This is a genomic window from Micavibrio aeruginosavorus, from assembly GCF_051245535.1.
In the GTDB taxonomy this organism is placed as follows: domain Bacteria; phylum Pseudomonadota; class Alphaproteobacteria; order Micavibrionales; family Micavibrionaceae; genus Micavibrio; species Micavibrio aeruginosavorus_D.
In genome coordinates this window covers 1,469,008-1,486,105 of the sequence record NZ_CP195303.1, presented here as the reverse complement: position 1 = coordinate 1,486,105, position 17,098 = coordinate 1,469,008, and the positions used below count along the sequence as shown (strand labels likewise).

Sequence of the window (17,098 nt, the reverse complement as noted above, 5' to 3'; positions counted from 1 at the left end):
CATGACAAAACCCGCCGTTAAAATTGCATCCACTCAATTGCCGTCCGTGCGCGGGCGCTATACCGACAATGCCCCGTTGGGCAGTGTGGGGTGGTTCCGCTGTGGGGGAACGGCGGATGTGTTGTTTAAGCCCGCCGATATGGATGATCTGGTGGCATTCTTGTCGGCGTGCCCCGCGGATATTCCGGTGACCACGTTGGGCGTTTTATCCAACACCATCGTGCGTGATGGCGGTTTGCGCGGTGTTGTGATCCGTCTGGGGCGTGAATTTGCCGATATTCGCGTGGATGGGTTGGAAGTCTCTGCGGGGGCCGCCGCGCTGGATGGCAATGTGGCCAATGTCGCTGCCGATGCGGGGCTGGCGGGATTGGAATTTTTAAGCGGTGTGCCTGGCACGATTGGTGGGGCGTTGCGTATGAATGCGGGCGCGTATGGAACGGAAACGAAAGATGTTCTGGTCCACGCCACGGCGGTGGATCGTGCGGGGTGCGTGCGTCAATTGACACCCGCCGATATGCACATGACGTACCGTCATACCGATGTGCCGGATGATTGGATTTTTACGCACGCCGTGTTCCGTGGAACGCCGGGGGATGCCGAAACCATTCGTGCCCATATCGCCGATATCAAAACCAAACGCGCGACGACGCAACCGATCCGGGAAAAAACCGGCGGGTCGACCTTCGCCAACCCATCCGCCGATGAACTGGCCGCCGCCGGGTTGCCGGAGGGGACGAAAACCTGGCAATTGATCGACCGCGTGGGCGGGCGGGGTCTGACCATCGGTGGGGCGATGATGTCGGATTTGCATTGTAATTTTATGATCAATACCGGAACGGCCACGGCCGCTGATCTGGAAAATCTGGGCGAGGAAATCCGTCGCCGGGTGCTGGATCAAACCGGCGTGACGTTGCGGTGGGAAATTCGCCGAATTGGTGATGTTTTGCCCGATCCGGCGCTTGTCCCCGACCCCCAACATCTGCAATGATGGTAACAGGTCACGGAAACGAAAGGGGCTCATCATGGCGAAGAAGGTTGCATTGCTGGTTGGCGGTTGGTCTGCTGAACGTCAAGTGTCTCTGGACAAAGGTAAATCCGTTGAAAAGGCCCTGATCGAAGCGGGCTATGACGTGACCGTCATCGACGTGAAGAAAGATATTCCCGCGCTGATCGCCTCCCTGACGCCGAAACCGGATGCGGTTTTCAATAATCTTCATGGCCGCGGCGGTGAAGATGGCGTGATTCAGGGCGTTTTGGAAATGCTCGAAATTCCCTACACTCATTCCGGCGTTCTGGCATCCGCCATCGGGATGGACAAGCCGATTACCCGCCGTCTGGCCGCATCGGTTGGCGTGCCGGTGGCCGATGGCCGTGTGGCGACAAAGGACGAAGTGCTGTCCGGCAAAGTCATGGATGCGCCGTATGTTGTGAAGCCGACGAACGAAGGCTCCAGCGTGGGCGTGCGCATCGTGCTGGAAAACGACAATCATCCGCCGCTGGATGCCGATAGCTGGGTTTACGGTGAAACCGTTCTGGTCGAACGCTACATTCCGGGCCGCGAATTGACCGTGGCCGTTCTGGACGGCGTGGCCCAGGCCGTGACCGAGATTGTGTCCCAAACCCGTTTCTTTGATTACGAAGCCAAATACCACGACACCCGTACATCCTACGTCATGCCGGCCCCCGTGCCGGATGATGTTTACAACACGGCGCTTGACTATGCGAAGCGTGTCTACGATGTTCTCGGGTGCGAAGGGCTGGCCCGTTGTGATTTCCGCTATGATGATTCAAAGGCGGGCGCAACGGGATTGTGCTTCCTCGAAATTAACACCCAACCTGGATGCACGGCTGAATCCATCGGTCCGTCCCAGGTTATTCGCAACGGCAAAACCTTTGCCGAACTTTGTGCCCACCTTGTGGAGAATGCCCGATGCCACGCTCTCGATCAGGGAAATCAAACGGCGCACGCCGCAGCTCCGTCCTCGGACGGCGCAGCCGCAACGCAAAAAAAACGCGCATAATTAACGCGTTACGCCGTTTTGGTTTTATCACCGCGCTGGTCGTGACCAGCGCGTGGGGTGGTGCTTGGCTGTGGATGTCCGGCACGGTGACGCGCACGATGGACAATGCGGAACTGGCGTTTCAGGATTCCGCGGCTGAGGCAGGGTATGCCGTGCAGAACGTGCTGGTCGAGGGCCGCGTGAATGCCGATCCCGATGTTTTGCTGGGCTTGATCAATGCGCGCCGGGGCGACCCGATCATGGCGTTTGATCCGGTTGAGGTCAAAGCGCAACTGGAGCGTATTTCATGGGTGGAAAGCGCCCACGTTGAGCGCCGTTTGCCCGATACCATTTACGTGCGTTTGACCGAACGCGCACCGCTGGCTTTGTGGCAGCATCAGGGGAAAATTCGTCTGGTGGATGGCAAGGGCACGGTTCTGGCTGAAACCAATTTGGCAAAATTCCGCAATCTGCCCTTGATCGTGGGCGAAGATGCCCCGTTCCATGCCGCGCCGCTGATCGGGTTGCTGGGCGGTGAACCAACCATCCGTGATCAGGTCGAGGCCATCACATGGGTGGGCGAACGCCGTTGGGATTTGAAAATGAAAAACGGTGTGGTCGTGCGTCTGCCGGAAGGCGATGTGGCGCTGGCGCTGTCCCGTCTGGCCAAGGCCGAGGCCGAAGATGGCTTGTTGAAAAAAGACATCACGATCGTTGATCTGCGCGAAGGCAACCGCATCACCGTGCGCACCGCGCCGGGGCGGGTTCAGGAATATAAGGCCAGTTTCAGCCTGTCTGGCGACAATGATATTTAAGGGTATGAACGGCGTATAAACTTATGAAACACAAACCAAAACCAAAGGGCTCCGTCCTCGCCGCGCTGGATATTGGCAGCAGCAAGATCGCCTGCTTCATCGCGCGCATTATTGATGATGAAGGCGGGTTCGAAGTTTTGGGCATCGGCCATCAGGCGTCCAACGGAATCAAAGGCGGCACCGTCATTGATCTGGAAGCTGCCGAAGCCTCCATCCGTCAGGCGGTGAATGCGGCCGAACATATGGCGGCGCAGACGATCAAGGGTTATCCCTTGCGCGAAGTCGTCATCAACGTCCCCGGTATTCATGCGCAATCGCATTCCTTCGGTGTTGATATTGACGTTCTGGGGCATGAAGTCACCGACCACGATATTCGCCGGGCCTTGGCCCGCGCGCAGACGCAAGCGCTCAGCACCGATCACGAACTGGTCCACACCATCGCCACGGGCTTCACTGTGGATGGTCATGGCGGCGTGCGCGATCCGCGTGGTTTGTTTACACAAAAAATGCAGGCCCATATCCATCTGGTGACGGGGGATACCGGGGCGCTGCGCAATATTGCGACGTGTATTGAACGCTCACACCTTGATATTACGGCGATGTGTCTGTCGTCCTACGCCGCTGGTCTGGCCAGTCTGGTCGAAGATGAAATGGATCTGGGCTGTACCGTGATTGATATGGGCGGGGGCGTGACGTCACTGGCCGTCTTCCAAGGCGGATCAATGATTTATGCCGACTCTATTCCGGTCGGTGGCCAGCATGTGACCAGCGACGTGGCGCGCGGCCTGACCACCACCATGGCGGCGGCGGAGCGGTTGAAAACGCTCTATGGTTCGGCCATGGCATCGTCCACGGATGAAAGCGAATTGATCGACGTGCCGCAAATTGGCGAAGACCCGGATGTTGCACCCAACCATGTGCCGCGCTCTCTGCTGGTGGGTATTATTCAACCGCGTCTGGAAGAAATTTTTGAATTGGTGCGCGCCCGTCTGGATGATTCCGGGCTGGGTTCGGCCATTGGTCGCCGTGTGGTGTTAACCGGCGGGGCCAGTCAGTTGCCGGGCCTGCGCGATCTGGGGCAACATGTGCTGGATAAACAAGTGCGTTTGGGGCGTCCTCTGCGCGTCGGGGCGTTGCCCGAAGCGGTGAGCGGTCCGGCCTTTGCCACGACCGCTGGTCTTCTGACCTTTATCTCCGAACATGCCGACGAAATGCCCGCCGCCATTATGGCACAGGCGGAACCGGGCAATTTGTTCGACCGCGTGCGGTTGTGGCTGCGGGAAAACTGGTAGAATCTTAGGTAAGCTATTGAGCCGTCACCCCGGCGCAGGCCGGGGTCTTCGTCCATTATGGTGAGAAGATCCCGGCCTGCGCCGGGATGACGTATATGGGTGAGGGGCTGCTTGTTCGGGTTTGAAACCTCCGCTATAACCACCCCTATGGCAAAACCCAATTTACGAACATGGAACGGGCGGATTGAATGGCTGCGTGCGCAGGCGCGGGCCAGTTTTCATGCGGATGGCATGGTCAATCATGATGCGATCTGGCAGCCGAAAAACGATGTTCCCACCACCCGGTATGCGACGTTAAGCGATGCGTTTAACGCCTTGAATCAATTGGCACCGACCTTCTGTAATCTGAGCGGGAATCTGGCTGTGCGGGCGTGGGCCCCGATGGCGATTGTTGTACAGGATCGCATGACCGAATTTGTCGCCGATCATGGCTATACCGATTTATCCTATCTGGGGAATGGTGGGCGCGCCGTGGCGTTTCGGGCCCGGCATATGGCCAGCGGTGAAATGCGCGTTGTGCGGGTTGAGGGTGATCATAATTGCCGCCAACTGCGCCCCGTTCATCCGACGGTGTTGCAGGCTTTTGCCAGTAACCAGAATATGTTGGCTGACTTTGATCAGGTGCGCATTGAAATGCTGCCCGAGGTGGTTCCGCTGACGCGCATGCCCGAACGTGTGGTGTCGCAGGACGGCCGTGCCTACACCAACGCCATTCTGGATCTGTCGTGGGGCACGAACAAGGCCTATCCACGTGACTGGTTCGATTACGATGCCGAGCCGCAGAATGTGGGCATTGTACCGACGGGGCAGGTTGTGACGTTTGACCCGGAAATTTTCATCGATGCGGACGCGGTGCAGCGTCGCCGTGAATTTGATCGCCATTACCGCACGCCGCGCGCGGGTCATTTGGTGGCGCTTTACGGTGTAACGCCGTAAAAACGCCTGTCCCGCGGGTGTTTCCTGATCATCCCCATGGTTATCCCGTCCTTCATCCCCTGATGCCTGTGGACGAATCGTATTGAATTCATGCACAGAATCAATATTTATCCACAGGAAAACGCTGCGCGACTCTTTCCGAATCAATGTGGGTTTGTCACAGTGGTGAAGTCTTGAGTCGGATGAATCACTTAGCGGTTCGTCCTCATCTGAAAAACAATGAATTAAACGGGTAAAATGGCACGTATTTCAGGGCTTTCCTGCGCTCTCGCGGCGCGAAGGCTCTTTTAATGGCGAATCATCCCCCATAGAATCACGAGTATCAAATCCACCGCGTCCACGGAGGTCCTTTCCAAATGATCAATGTAAGAATGCAGCATAAAGAGGTTAAGAAATTGTCTCCGAAAATTACAGTCGTCGGTGTCGGCGGCGCGGGCGGTAATGCCGTCAATAATATGATCACCTCCGGCCTGGAGGGTGTGGAGTTCGTGGTCTGCAATACGGATGCGCAAGCGCTCGATGGTTCCCTGTGTGAAAACAAGGTTCAGTTGGGCATGGCGGTTACCGGCGGTCTGGGCGCGGGTGCGCGACCGGAAGTCGGCGGCGCTGCGGCTGAAGAATCTCTGGATGACGTTCTGCGCTTCCTGGATGGCGCGAACATGGCCTTCATCACTGCCGGTATGGGCGGTGGCACGGGGACGGGCGCTGCACCCGTTATCGCCAAAGCCTGCCGCGACAAGGGCATCCTGACCATCGGTGTTGTGACCAAGCCGTTCCATTTCGAAGGCGCTCTGCGCATGAAGATGGCCGAGGCTGGTATCGCCGAGATGCAGGATTATGTCGACACGCTGATCGTGATTCCGAACCAGAATTTGTTCCGTGTTGCGAACGAAAAAACCACCTTTGCCGATGCCTTCAAAATGGCGGACGGTGTTTTGCAATCCGGTGTGCGTGGCGTAACCGATTTGATGGTTATGCCGGGTATGATCAACCTGGACTTTGCTGACATCCGCACCGCGATGATGGAAATGGGCAAGGCGATGATGGGCACGGGCGAAGCCACGGGCGAACGCCGTGCTGTCGAAGCCGCCGAAGCCGCCATCAACAACCCGTTGCTGGACGACGTGTCGATGAAGGGCGCCCATGGCGTGATCATCAACGTGACCGGCGGTTACGACATGACCCTGTTCGAAGTGGACGAGGCCTGTAACCGCATCCGTGACGAAGTTGACCCGAATGCCAATATCATCTTCGGTTCCACGTTCGATGGCACATTGGATGGCGTGATGCGCGTATCCGTTTTCGCAACGGGTATCGATGTTGAGGCTGTTGCCAAATCACGTGGCCCAAAAAACGTACCCAACACGGTTCTGAACGCACTGACCAGTGCGCAACAGGCCGAACGTCGCGTTGATCGCACCGCCCGCCCGGCTGATGCCGTAACGGCACCGGCTGCGAAACTGACCGCTCCGGCACAAACGTCTGCGCCGGTTCGTCCGGCGACAACGCATGCGGCTGTATCGGCTCCGGTGCGCACGGCGGCAACGTCGGCGGTCTCCGGTTCGATGATCGGTTCCGCTGCCCGCAAGATGGATCAATCCGTTGAAATGGACATGTTTGAACAACAGGCCGTTGAAATGGCCCCGGTTCAGACCTATGTGCAGGAACAAGCCCACGTGCAGGTTCAAGCGCAGGTTCAGGAAACGGTTCAGGCCCAGCAATCCTACTATCATCAGTATGAGCCGCAGGCCGCACCGCAACCGGTAACCCGCCCGACGCAGGAATCAATGCGTGGCAGCCGTTACGGTGAATCCTTTATTCCGCCGCGCGCGATTGAGCCGGAACGTCAGCCGGATGTTGTGTCCTATGGCGCTCCTGCACCGATGCACCGCACGACCGAAGCTCCGGTACAACCGTCTGGCCTGACTCTGCGCCCGCCATCCGTCGCAACGCAACAGGCGGCCCAGCCGAAAAAACGCACGCCGTCCATTTTCGAGCGGTTCACACGCCGCCACGAAGAAGAGGACGTGCTGGATGTTCGTGAACAAGCTGCTCCGCATGCTGGCGAAAGCCACAACAATGCGGGTGGTCTGCGCGCCGGGCACCATGCTCCGGTTCAGCAAGCCCTGGCCATTGATGCGCCAGTGGCCACCAAGCCGGGTCTGCAAAATGATGAAGACCTGGATATTCCGGCTTTCTTACGTCGCCAGGCCAATTAATCCCTGATTTTATCAGGGGCGTTGGCCTCTCCTTCCAAGGGGGTTGGTTTATCCAACCCCCTCTTTTTTTGTTTTTGAGGCACGAAGACACCCGTCATACCGGCGCAGGCCGGTATCCATGGGATGGATCGTCTGGATACCGGCCTGCGCCGGTATGACGGGGGCAGATTATTTGTGGTTTTGTTTCCGGCCGCGGTGGCCCGAATTTATCATTTAAAATCAACGCATTACCCTTTGTAACAAACCGCAATAAAGCGTGATTTGTTTTGGAAAATCAGAGTCTTATATAGTCACTCTACGAGATCTCTCTTTCCAATTGGGCCGGGCCTTCCGGTGGTGTAATACGCGTATGCAACAGACTTTGAAATCATCCGTACAATGCGTTGGTGTGGGCCTTCATTCCGGGGCCGATGTCACCATGGTGATCAACCCGGCTGGGGCGGATCATGGCATTGTGTTTGTCCGTACCGATGTGACGAACGGCGATAACCACATTCCCGCCCGCTGGGATCATGTGGTTGATACGCGCATGTGCACCGTGGTCGCCAACAAAAATGGCGCCAGTGTTGGAACAATCGAACATTTGATGGCCGCGTTGCGCGGTTGCGGCGTGGACAACGCGCTGATCGAACTGAACGGCCCGGAAATTCCGGTGATGGATGGTTCGTCCGCACCGTTCGTGGCGCTGATTGATTCCGTCGGAACGAAGGCGCAGGAATCCCCGCGCCGCGCCATCCGCGTATTGAAAGAAGTTGAAGTGCGTGACGGCGACAAGGTCGTGCGTCTGCGCCCGTCCAACGGGGCCGTGTTCGGCGGTGCCATTGATTTTAACCACCCGTCCATCGGGCACCAGACCTATCAAACGCGTCTGGTCAACGGCAATTTCCGTCACGACATTGCCGATGCCCGCACCTTTGGCTTCGTACAGGAAGTCGAGGCCCTGCGCGCAGCAGGTTTGGCACGCGGCGGTTCGCTGGATAACGCGATCGTGTTGAACGATGCGGGCGTTATGAATGATGGCGGCCTGCGGTTCGTGGATGAATTCATTCGCCACAAATTGTTGGACGCGATCGGTGATCTGTATCTGGCCGGTGGCCCGATCATCGGGGAATATGACGGGTTCAAGGCTGGTCATGCCCTGAACAATCAGATTCTGCACGTTCTGTTTTCCACGCCGGGCGCCTGGGTTCCGGTTGATTTGTTCGTCGAATATGATGCGATGAACGATGGTGTGCTGTCCGCCGTTCCGGATGATGCGCGCGTGGGTTCCGTGGCGATTGCCTGATCCTAAAAACATGTTCCGGTGCGGATCGTTTCGCAATCGCGCCGGGCTTTGATTTCCATGAAAAACAAGATGTTATGCGACATGCTTCAAGACTCTCTTGACGGTGAGCTTGGGGCGTGTTTTTTATCGCGTTTTCGTCAATACGATACGAAGTAGAACCTGTATGTGGCCCTTTCGCAAAAAAACGAACCAGAGCGTATTGAATAATCCGGGTGTGCCTTGCGATGTTTTTGGCCGCGTGCGTGAGGGGTGCCGTTTCGTTGCCGATCATGCGCAACATGTCACCATCAATGACTGGGTCCTGCGCGATTACGCGCAAACTTTATCGCCGCGCGCGCCGAATAATGTTCTCGATCTTGATCACCATTACGACAGCAACGACCTGGAATCTCTGGCCGCCTATATCATGGCGCTGGAGGCGATCAATTTCGGATCGGGGTATGAAGCCGCGTTGGTGGAGGAGGGGTGGCGTCTGCGCGACCATTCCATTTACTACACCGTGTCCACGGCGTTGAAATATCATTTCGAAAGCCAGGGGTCGATGGATGCGTCCACCATGGCGGGCCTCAGCGTTCTGGATTGTCACCGCATTTTCGGCCTGCCGCACCGTACCGTGGGGACCGAGGTGGCGGTGTTGTTTGCCGCGGCCCTGAACGAGCTGGGCACCTTTGTCCAAAATCATTTTGATGGGTCGTTCCTGAAACTGGTGCAGGATGCCGACGGGCATGCGGCGCGGTTGGTGTGCCGCCTGGCCGAATTGCCGGGGTTTCAGGATGTTCACAATTATCATGGCCGGGCCATTCCATTTTATAAGCGGGCCCAGATTGCGGCGGCGGATTTGCATCTGGCCTTCGTCCGCCATGGCCGCCCCTTGTTCGGGGATATGGACCGCCTGACCCTGTTTGCCGATAATGCCGTGCCCCATGTTCTGGTCACTGACGGGGTTTTGACCCTGTCCGACGATCTTGCCGCCCGGATTGCCGCCGGGGACTTTATCCCCGCAGGCAGTGATGAGGAGATTGAGCTGCGCGCCTGCGCCGTTGAGGCGGTGGAGCGGATTTGCGCCATCAAGGGCGTGCGGGTCATGGATATCGACCATGTGCTGTGGCACCGCTCGGTCGAAGACCCGCGTTATATGGCGACCCCGCCGCACCGCACCCGCACCCGGTTTTATTGAAAATCGGCCTGTTGACAAGGGGGCTTTTCTGCCCCGTTCCCCCTTTCAATCCGGGGGGCTTCGGGCTATGAATTTCAATGGATTTCCGTAGATTTTGACCGGGTGTGTCATGAAGCGTTTTACCAAAATTCTCCCCATCCTGTGCGTGCCGGTTTTGCTGGCCACGGCTGCATGCTCCAGCACGGGCAACAAGGAAGATACAAAGAACGAAGTCGATACGCCGGTGGAAACATTGTACACCAATGCCGCCGCCGCGATGGATGCGCAGAATTACCGCGAAGCCACCCGCTTGTTCCAGGAAGTGGAGCGCCAGCACCCGTATTCCGAATGGGCGGTGCGCGCGGAATTGATGGCGGCCTATGCCCAGTATTCAAGCATGCGCTATGATGAAGCCATTTTGTCGCTGGACCGGTTCGTTGAACTGCACCCGGGGCACAAGGATATTGATTACGCGTTGTACCTGAAGGCGCTGTGCTTCTATGAACAAATCAGCGATGTGGCCCGCGACCAATATATGACGGATGAATCGTTGAAGGCGTTTGATACGCTGATCCGCCGTTTTCCGGATAGTCGCTATACCCGCGATGCCATCCTGAAACGCGATCTGACACTGGACCATTTGGCTGGCAAGGAAATGGAAATCGGGCGGTATTACCTGACCCGTGGTGAAATCAACGCATCTATTAATCGTTTCCGCGTTGTTGTGCGGGATTACCAGACCACCACCCACGTGCCCGAGGCGCTGCACCGTCTGGTCGAGGCCTATATCACGCTGGGCTTGACGGATGAAGCCACGCGCGTGGCCGCTGTTCTCGGTTATAACTATCCGGGCAGCCCGTGGTACGAAGATACGTATGAATTGCTCGATCCCGCGATGCGCCAGAAGATTATGGACGAACGCGGGTTTGTCGATCGTACGGTCGATTCCCTGTTTAAACCGAATTGATGCATCTGGGGTTGGTGAATGCTCGTCACGCTGACCATCCGCAATATCGTTTTGATCGACCAGTTGACGGTCGCGTTTGACCGTGGCTTTTGTGCGCTGACCGGGGAAACCGGCGCGGGCAAATCCATCCTTCTCGACTCACTCGGTCTGGCCTTGGGCGCGCGCAGCGATTCCGGTCTGGTCCGCAAGGGACAGGATCAAGCCAGCGTCACCGCCGAATTCCACATTGATTCCAAACATTCCGTTCTGACCCTGTTGAACGAACAGGGCATTGCGGGCGATGACACGCTGATCCTGCGCCGTGTGCTGGGGGCCGATGGGCGCAGCCGGGCCTTTATCAATGACCAGCCCGTTGGCGTTGGCCTGTTGAAACAGGTGGGCGACCAGTTGGTGGAAATCCATGGCCAGTTTGATACGCACGGCCTGCTGGACCCGACAACGCACCGTGATTTGCTGGATGATTACGCCGGGCTGCATAACGATGTGCGGGCGCTGAACCGGCAATGGAATACATGGTCCGATGCGCGCAACGCCCTGAAAACCGCACAGATCGAGGCCGAAAAAGCCCGCGCCGAAGAAGAATATTTGCGCCATGCCGTGGCTGAGCTGGACAAGCTCAATCCGGAGGAGGGGGAGGAAGATCATCTCCTGACCATCCGCGAAACGATGAAGCACAAGGCGCATGTGCTCAGCGCGCTGGATGAAGCGTGGCAGGCGATCAGTTCAGACGAAGGCGCGGAAATGCGCATCGCCGCCGCCGCCCGTGTTGTGACCCGCATCGGGGACAAGGCTCCGGCCTCGATTGATCCGGTTCTGGCCGCCTTGGATAATGCCGCCAGCGCGCTGCAGGACGCCGTGCGTGATATTGAATCCATGACATCGTCGTTGAGCGATGGCGATATGTCGTTGGAAGCGGCGGAAGATCGGCTTTATGCCCTGCGCGGCGCGGCGCGGAAATTTGGCTGCCGCCCGGATGATTTGCCACGCCTGCATAGCGAGATGACCGAAAAATTGCGTCTGGCCGATCGCACCGATGATATTCTGGCCGGCCTGATGAAGGCGGTGGATGCCGCGCGCGCAGATTATAAAGCCGCAGCCCAGAAAATTTCTGCCGCTCGCATTAAATGCGCTAAGAAAATGGATACGCTGGTCGCCGCCGAATTGCCGCCATTGAAACTGGACAAGGCGCGGTTCTTCACCCGTGTCGATGCGGCGGATGATGAAACGCTGTGGGGCCCGACGGGCATGGACCGGGTGCAGTTTTTGGTCGCCACCAATCCGGGGTCTGACCCCGGCCCGCTGAATAAAATTGCCTCGGGCGGGGAAATGGCGCGCTTTATGCTGGCGCTGAAGGTTGTGATGGCCGATACGGGTGCCGCCCACACGCTGATTTTTGACGAGGTGGATACGGGCATTGGCGGATCAACCGCGGATGCCGTGGGTGAACGTCTGGCCCGCCTGTCGGGGCAGAAACAAATTCTGGTCGTTACCCATTCGCCCCAGGTGGCCGCACGGGCCAACCATCATTTGATCGTGATGAAATCGGGCGGGGCAGATTTGACCACGAAAATCATTCCGTTGGATGAACTGGCCGAACGCCGCGAAGAAATTGCTCGCATGCTGTCCGGCGCCACCATCACCACCGAAGCCAGGGCGGCGGCGGATCGATTGCTGGAAGCGAAGGCGGGGTAATGAAAACTCTAACCGTCACCCCGGCGAAGGCCGGGGTCCATTCAATCTATCGTATGGATACCGGCCTTCGCCGGTATGACGACGGGGGTGTATTGTGAATAACTCCCTTTTCAACACCCCACCCGAAATTATCGCCGAATATAAAAATCTGGTGAAAGAGCTGGAACGGCACGACATTGCCTATCACCAGAACGATGCGCCGGATATTTCCGATGCCGAATATGACCGGATGAAAAAACGGTTTTTTGATATTGCCGCGCAATATCCGGAAATCGCATCCAAAAAAGATTTAGACAAGGTCGGCGCCCCGGTCGCTGCCGGATTTAAAAAGATACGCCACAGTGTTCCCATGTTATCGCTGGGCAATGCGTTCGAAGATCAGGACGTGACCGATTTTATCGACCGGGTGCGCCGTTTCCTGAATTTCAGCGATACAATCGCGGTGGTGGCCGAGCCGAAGATTGACGGGTTGTCCTGTTCCCTGCGCTATGAAAACGGTGTTCTGGTGCAGGCCGCAACACGTGGCGACGGGGCCGAGGGCGAGGATATTACCGCCAATGTCCGCACCACCCGCGATGTGCCGCAAACATTGAAGGGAAATGTGCCCGAGATTCTGGAAGTGCGCGGTGAAATTTACATGCGCCGTGATGAATTTATGGCGCTGAATGCGCGGCAGGAAGAACAGGGCAAGCCCATCTTCGCCAACCCGCGCAACGCGGCGGCGGGCAGTGTGCGGCAACTGGATTCGTCCATCACGCAATCGCGCCCTTTACGCTTTTTCGGCTATGCGCTGGGGGATGTATCCGCGCCAATTTCTGATACGCAATGGGGTATTCGCAAGGCGCTCGTGAACATGGGCTTTGCCGAGGCCGAGCCCGCGCAATTGTGCGAAACGACGGACCAGATTCTTGAATATTATACCAAGATTATGAATCTGCGCCCGGATCTGGATTACGATATTGACGGTGTGGTGTACAAGGTGGACCGCCTTGATCTGCAATCCCGTCTCGGGTTCGTGTCGCGTGCGCCGCGTTGGGCCATCGCCCATAAATTCCCGGCGGAACAGGCCGTGACCATTGTGCATGGCATTGATATTCAGGTGGGCCGGACGGGGGCGTTGACGCCCGTGGCGCGGTTGGAACCTGTCACGGTCGGCGGTGTCGTCGTGTCCAACGCCACCCTGCACAACGAAGATGAAATAGCGCGCAAGGATGTGCGTATTGGCGACCATGTGGTGATTCAACGCGCGGGTGATGTGATCCCGCAGGTGGTCAGCGTGGTGATGGATAAGCGCGAGGCAAACGCGACGCCATACGCATTCCCGCAAACCTGCCCGGCCTGCGGTTCCCCCGCTGTCCGGCCCGAAGGGGAAGTGGCGCGCCGTTGCACGGGCGGCATGATCTGTCCGGCGCAGGCGGTGGAGCGATTGAAACACTTCGTGTCCCGCGATGCGTTCGATATCGAAGGGCTGGGCGATAAAATCATTCGTGAATTTTGGGATGATGGTCTGGTCCGCAGCCCGGCGGATATTTTCACATTGCAGGAACGCGATCGCGGTAGTTTAACGCCCATTCGCGCCCGTATGGGGTGGGGGGATCAATCGGCCAAGAAATTGTTCGATGCGATTGATGCGCGCCGCACCATTCCGCTGGATCGTTTTATCTATGCCCTTGGGATTCGTCAGATCGGGCAGGCAACCGCAAAACGTCTGGCGGCGCATTACGGCACGTTTGATGCGCTGTATGACGCGATGCGCGCGGCGTATGACCCGGAATCGGATGCGGTGGCGGATTTGCTGCGCGTGGAAGATGTTGGGCCCAGTGTGGCCGAGGATTTAATCCGCTTTTTCAATGATCAGAAAAACCACGTGATTGTTGATGATTTGCTGGCCCAACTCACCATCGCGCCCTATGTCGCGCCACAGGTGGGTGACAGCCCCGTGGCCGGAAAAACGGTTGTCTTTACGGGCACGCTGGTCACAATGACAAGGGGTGAGGCCAAGGCCCGCGCGGAATCGCTGGGGGCCAAGGTGGCGGGGTCCGTGTCGAAAAAGACGGATTACGTCGTGGCGGGCGAAGATGCCGGGTCAAAACTGGCCAAAGCACGCGAATTGGGCGTGGCCGTTTTAACCGAAGCCGAATGGGCGGAATTGATTGCGGGGCTGTAAGCCTTAGTGCCCGGCAACACCCTTGCGGGCTTTCAGCGCGTGCAGTTTCCGCATCGCTTCCTCGATCTCCGCCGGGTAATCGCGGCGTTCAACGAATTCACCGCCGCCCGTGTTGCGGGTCATCGACATTTCCAATGCGCGGGTCAGCATCTCGGCCACCTGTACATCTTCCTGAGACAGGGCCAGTTCGAGCGCGTAGAGGATGCGATCGCTGAGGCGCACTTCGCGCAGGGCTTTGTTATCAATCGGGGTGGTCATTGTTGACTCCATTTATTGTTCTTCTTGTTTTTTAAAAGGGCGTGCGCTGATCGCGAATTTTATTATGCTGCAACAATTCGTCAAATCCGTTGAGGAACACGTTCCGGATCGGGTCGCGTTCCATCAAAATTTCGTGCAATGATTCCTGCAGCTCCAGAACCTTGGTGTGTGGCATACGGGCGGCCGCGGTGCGCGTGGCATCGTTGTCGACCAGTTTTTCATTCTGGGCATACGCCATAAAGCAGGGCGTATGAATATCTTCCAAAATGTTTTTCTGTTGTAACAGGGCGCAGGATTTGACCGCCTCGTGTAACCAGCGGAACGTGACATTTCCAACCTGCAGGGTCGGGTCAAACCGGCTCCACGCATTGTGAATGGCGGCACGGCCGGGGTGTGATGAAAAGATGTTGCGTTTCGGGTCATCACGATCCGCCGGGGACCAATCGCTGCCGCCAAAGACGTAGTGTGTTCCGGCAATTTCATTAAACATGCCGGTCAACAGCAAGCGCGCACGCGGCGGCAGTATGTTCAACGCCTGAATGCCCAGCATGGGGGCAGAGAACGCGGCACAGGCGAACATATCCTGATGATGCGACAGATAGCGCAGCCCGATATTGCAACCCATGGAATGGGCCAGCATGACCAGCGGAATGCGGCCCACATCCGGTTGAACCGCGGCGTGTTTCACGTATTCATTCAGGAAGAAATGCAAATCGGCGACATCATCGTCAAACCCGGTGGAATAACGGCGGTGTTTGTTGTTCAAATGGCGGTGAGATTTTCCCTGACCCTGCCAATCCAGAACCCAGAAGGCCAGATTGCGGTCCAGCATATCGCGGGCCAGTTCAAAATATTTTTCACCAAATTCGGACAGACCCGGCAGGCAGACGACAACGGCATCGGGAATTTTGTCACGCGGGCTGACCGTGCCGAAGCGCAGGGTGCGGCCTTGCGGATTCGTAAAATTATGCCACCGCCACCCATCGGGTTGCAGGAAACGGGGGTTGAGATCGGGATGATCTGTTTTACGGTCCATGGTCTGACTATGAATGCCTATACTAAAACTCCCAGAAGGGTAAAACGGCGATGCCCCTTATGCAAGGAAGAAGGCGGATTTCTCTCGTTTTTTATATTTTTCAACGCGGTTTCGCGGGTGTTTTGCTGCTATGCGGCGGGTGCGTTCAGGATGGGGTGCGGCCCGCGCGTGACGATCTGGGCCGGGTCCGGTGGTGGCAACGGGATGGATGCGTTGCGGCGGCTGTAAAAATCATTCATGGCCGATTCCAGGAAGCCATTCACGCCGGATGCCCAACGGGTATAATTCGGTTCATCCTGAAGCCACAGGCTGTGCCCCGCCGTGGGCAGGGTGATGTGTTTTGCATTGGGCAGGGCGGCCAAGGCGCGGGTATGGGCGCCATTATCGACCAGCGTTTCGTGCCCGGCACTGCCGATCAGGACGGGAATGGTGACCTTGCGCAGATTGGCGGGGTCGTTGAGTTCACCCACGGTGTCGTAAACGGAATTGATCCATCCAAAACTGGGGCGTTCGATATTGTGTTCGGGCGCGCGGGCGCGGATGGCGTTGCTCCACACTTCGCGCAAATTGTGCATGCCGACGGTGCGGCGTCCGTCTTCTTCCTGCCAGCCGCCGACCTTGGCCAGCAACCCTTCCAAGGCGGGGACGGGGCGGTCTTGTAATCCGACGCGTGATGCCGTGTTGAAAAGGGTGTGAACCAGCGGGCGTGCCCATGGCCCAGCGCCCAGACGGTGAATGTCAAACATTGGCGCGCTCATCACCGCCGCGTCAAAAACGCCCGGATGGCGTTGCAGATACAACATGCCGGGATGTCCGCCCATCGAATGGGTCGACATGATCAGCGGTGTGTTTTTATCGTGCTGAACAACATTGTGTACAAATTGATCCAGATCGCGAACGTGCTGGTTCATGCCCTGTGCGTCGACCAGATGCGGTTTTTTGGGATTATCACGATCAGACCCGCCAAAGCCCTGCCAGTCCATGGCCCAGACATTGAAACCCTGCGCTTGATATTCCTTGATCGCCTCGTAATACAAATCGACAAATTCGCCGTAGCCGTGGGTCAACACGACGGTGCCGCGCGGTGATTCACCGGGCGCTGTATTCGCGGGGATGTGGGCGTAACGGATGTGTTGGTTCTCTGCGTTCAGGAACGTGGATTCGTGCCAACCCTCGGGCGGCTTGCTGACGCGATTGAAATTGTCAGTCAGACTGCGGACTGCCGGCATATGCTCTCCCCACGCAGAACCCGGTGAATATGTCCGGGTTTAATCC

14 protein-coding genes are annotated in these 17,098 nt (G+C 57.5%); 11 read left to right on the top strand and 3 right to left on the bottom strand.

Annotated features, from left to right (window positions below):
• The first annotated feature begins 1 nt into the window (after position 1).
• The 11 genes from murB to ligA all read left to right on the top strand — a co-directional run bounded on the left by murB (position 2) and on the right by ligA (position 14,529).
• Entirely contained in the window at positions 2 to 988 is a 987-nt protein-coding gene (gene murB, locus ACSC94_RS07200) for a UDP-N-acetylmuramate dehydrogenase (RefSeq protein WP_435640167.1), read from the top strand.
• A gap of 34 nt (positions 989 to 1,022) precedes the next feature.
• Positions 1,023 to 2,021 carry a D-alanine--D-alanine ligase gene (locus tag ACSC94_RS07195; RefSeq protein ID WP_435640166.1) on the top strand — a complete coding sequence of 333 codons (999 nt, stop codon included), beginning with the start codon at positions 1,023 to 1,025 and terminating at the stop codon, positions 2,019 to 2,021.
• Positions 1,931 to 2,815: a cell division protein FtsQ/DivIB gene (locus ACSC94_RS07190; protein ID WP_435640165.1), complete on the top strand. Its 885-nt coding sequence runs from the start codon at positions 1,931 to 1,933 to the stop codon at positions 2,813 to 2,815. The genes ACSC94_RS07195 and ACSC94_RS07190 overlap by 91 nt, the downstream gene beginning before the upstream one ends.
• 23 nt (positions 2,816 to 2,838) lie before the next feature.
• Positions 2,839 to 4,107 carry a cell division protein FtsA gene (ftsA, locus tag ACSC94_RS07185; protein ID WP_014103427.1) on the top strand — a complete coding sequence of 423 codons (1,269 nt, stop codon included), beginning with the start codon at positions 2,839 to 2,841 and terminating at the stop codon, positions 4,105 to 4,107.
• Between the two features lie 147 nt (positions 4,108 to 4,254).
• Positions 4,255 to 5,043 carry a hypothetical protein gene (locus ACSC94_RS07180; protein WP_435640164.1) on the top strand — a complete coding sequence of 263 codons (789 nt, stop codon included), beginning with the start codon at positions 4,255 to 4,257 and terminating at the stop codon, positions 5,041 to 5,043.
• A gap of 371 nt (positions 5,044 to 5,414) precedes the next feature.
• Complete coding sequence (gene ftsZ, locus ACSC94_RS07175) at positions 5,415 to 7,262, top strand: cell division protein FtsZ (protein ID WP_435640163.1); 1,848 nt, start codon at positions 5,415 to 5,417, stop codon at positions 7,260 to 7,262.
• 349 nt (positions 7,263 to 7,611) lie between these two features.
• Positions 7,612 to 8,547: a UDP-3-O-acyl-N-acetylglucosamine deacetylase gene (gene lpxC, locus ACSC94_RS07170; protein WP_435640162.1), complete on the top strand. Its 936-nt coding sequence runs from the start codon at positions 7,612 to 7,614 to the stop codon at positions 8,545 to 8,547.
• A 163-nt stretch (positions 8,548 to 8,710) separates the two neighbouring features.
• Positions 8,711 to 9,724, top strand: coding sequence for a queuosine salvage family protein (locus tag ACSC94_RS07165; protein WP_435640161.1), 1,014 nt, complete (start codon positions 8,711 to 8,713; stop codon positions 9,722 to 9,724).
• Positions 9,725 to 9,833: 109 nt separating this feature from the next.
• On the top strand, positions 9,834 to 10,670 hold the full coding sequence (locus ACSC94_RS07160; RefSeq protein WP_435640160.1) for an outer membrane protein assembly factor BamD: 837 nt from the start codon (positions 9,834 to 9,836) through the stop codon (positions 10,668 to 10,670).
• An 18-nt stretch (positions 10,671 to 10,688) separates the two neighbouring features.
• A complete protein-coding gene (recN, locus tag ACSC94_RS07155) occupies positions 10,689 to 12,362 on the top strand; it encodes a DNA repair protein RecN (RefSeq protein ID WP_435640159.1) in 1,674 nt (557 codons plus the stop codon).
• A gap of 94 nt (positions 12,363 to 12,456) precedes the next feature.
• Positions 12,457 to 14,529: an NAD-dependent DNA ligase LigA gene (gene ligA, locus ACSC94_RS07150; protein ID WP_435640158.1), complete on the top strand. Its 2,073-nt coding sequence runs from the start codon at positions 12,457 to 12,459 to the stop codon at positions 14,527 to 14,529.
• Positions 14,530 to 14,532: 3 nt separating this feature from the next.
• On the opposite strand, the gene ACSC94_RS07145 is transcribed toward ligA, so the two are convergent.
• From ACSC94_RS07145 to ACSC94_RS07135, 3 genes are all read right to left on the bottom strand, one after another.
• Positions 14,533 to 14,787 carry a hypothetical protein gene (locus ACSC94_RS07145; protein WP_435640157.1) on the bottom strand — a complete coding sequence of 85 codons (255 nt, stop codon included), beginning with the start codon at positions 14,785 to 14,787 and terminating at the stop codon, positions 14,533 to 14,535.
• Between the two features lie 31 nt (positions 14,788 to 14,818).
• Positions 14,819 to 15,823, bottom strand: a complete 1,005-nt coding sequence (locus ACSC94_RS07140; protein WP_435640156.1) for an alpha/beta fold hydrolase — start codon at positions 15,821 to 15,823, stop codon at positions 14,819 to 14,821.
• Positions 15,824 to 15,951: 128 nt separating this feature from the next.
• On the bottom strand, positions 15,952 to 17,052 hold the full coding sequence (locus ACSC94_RS07135; RefSeq protein ID WP_435640155.1) for an alpha/beta fold hydrolase: 1,101 nt from the start codon (positions 17,050 to 17,052) through the stop codon (positions 15,952 to 15,954).
• Positions 17,053 to 17,098: the final 46 nt, after the last annotated feature.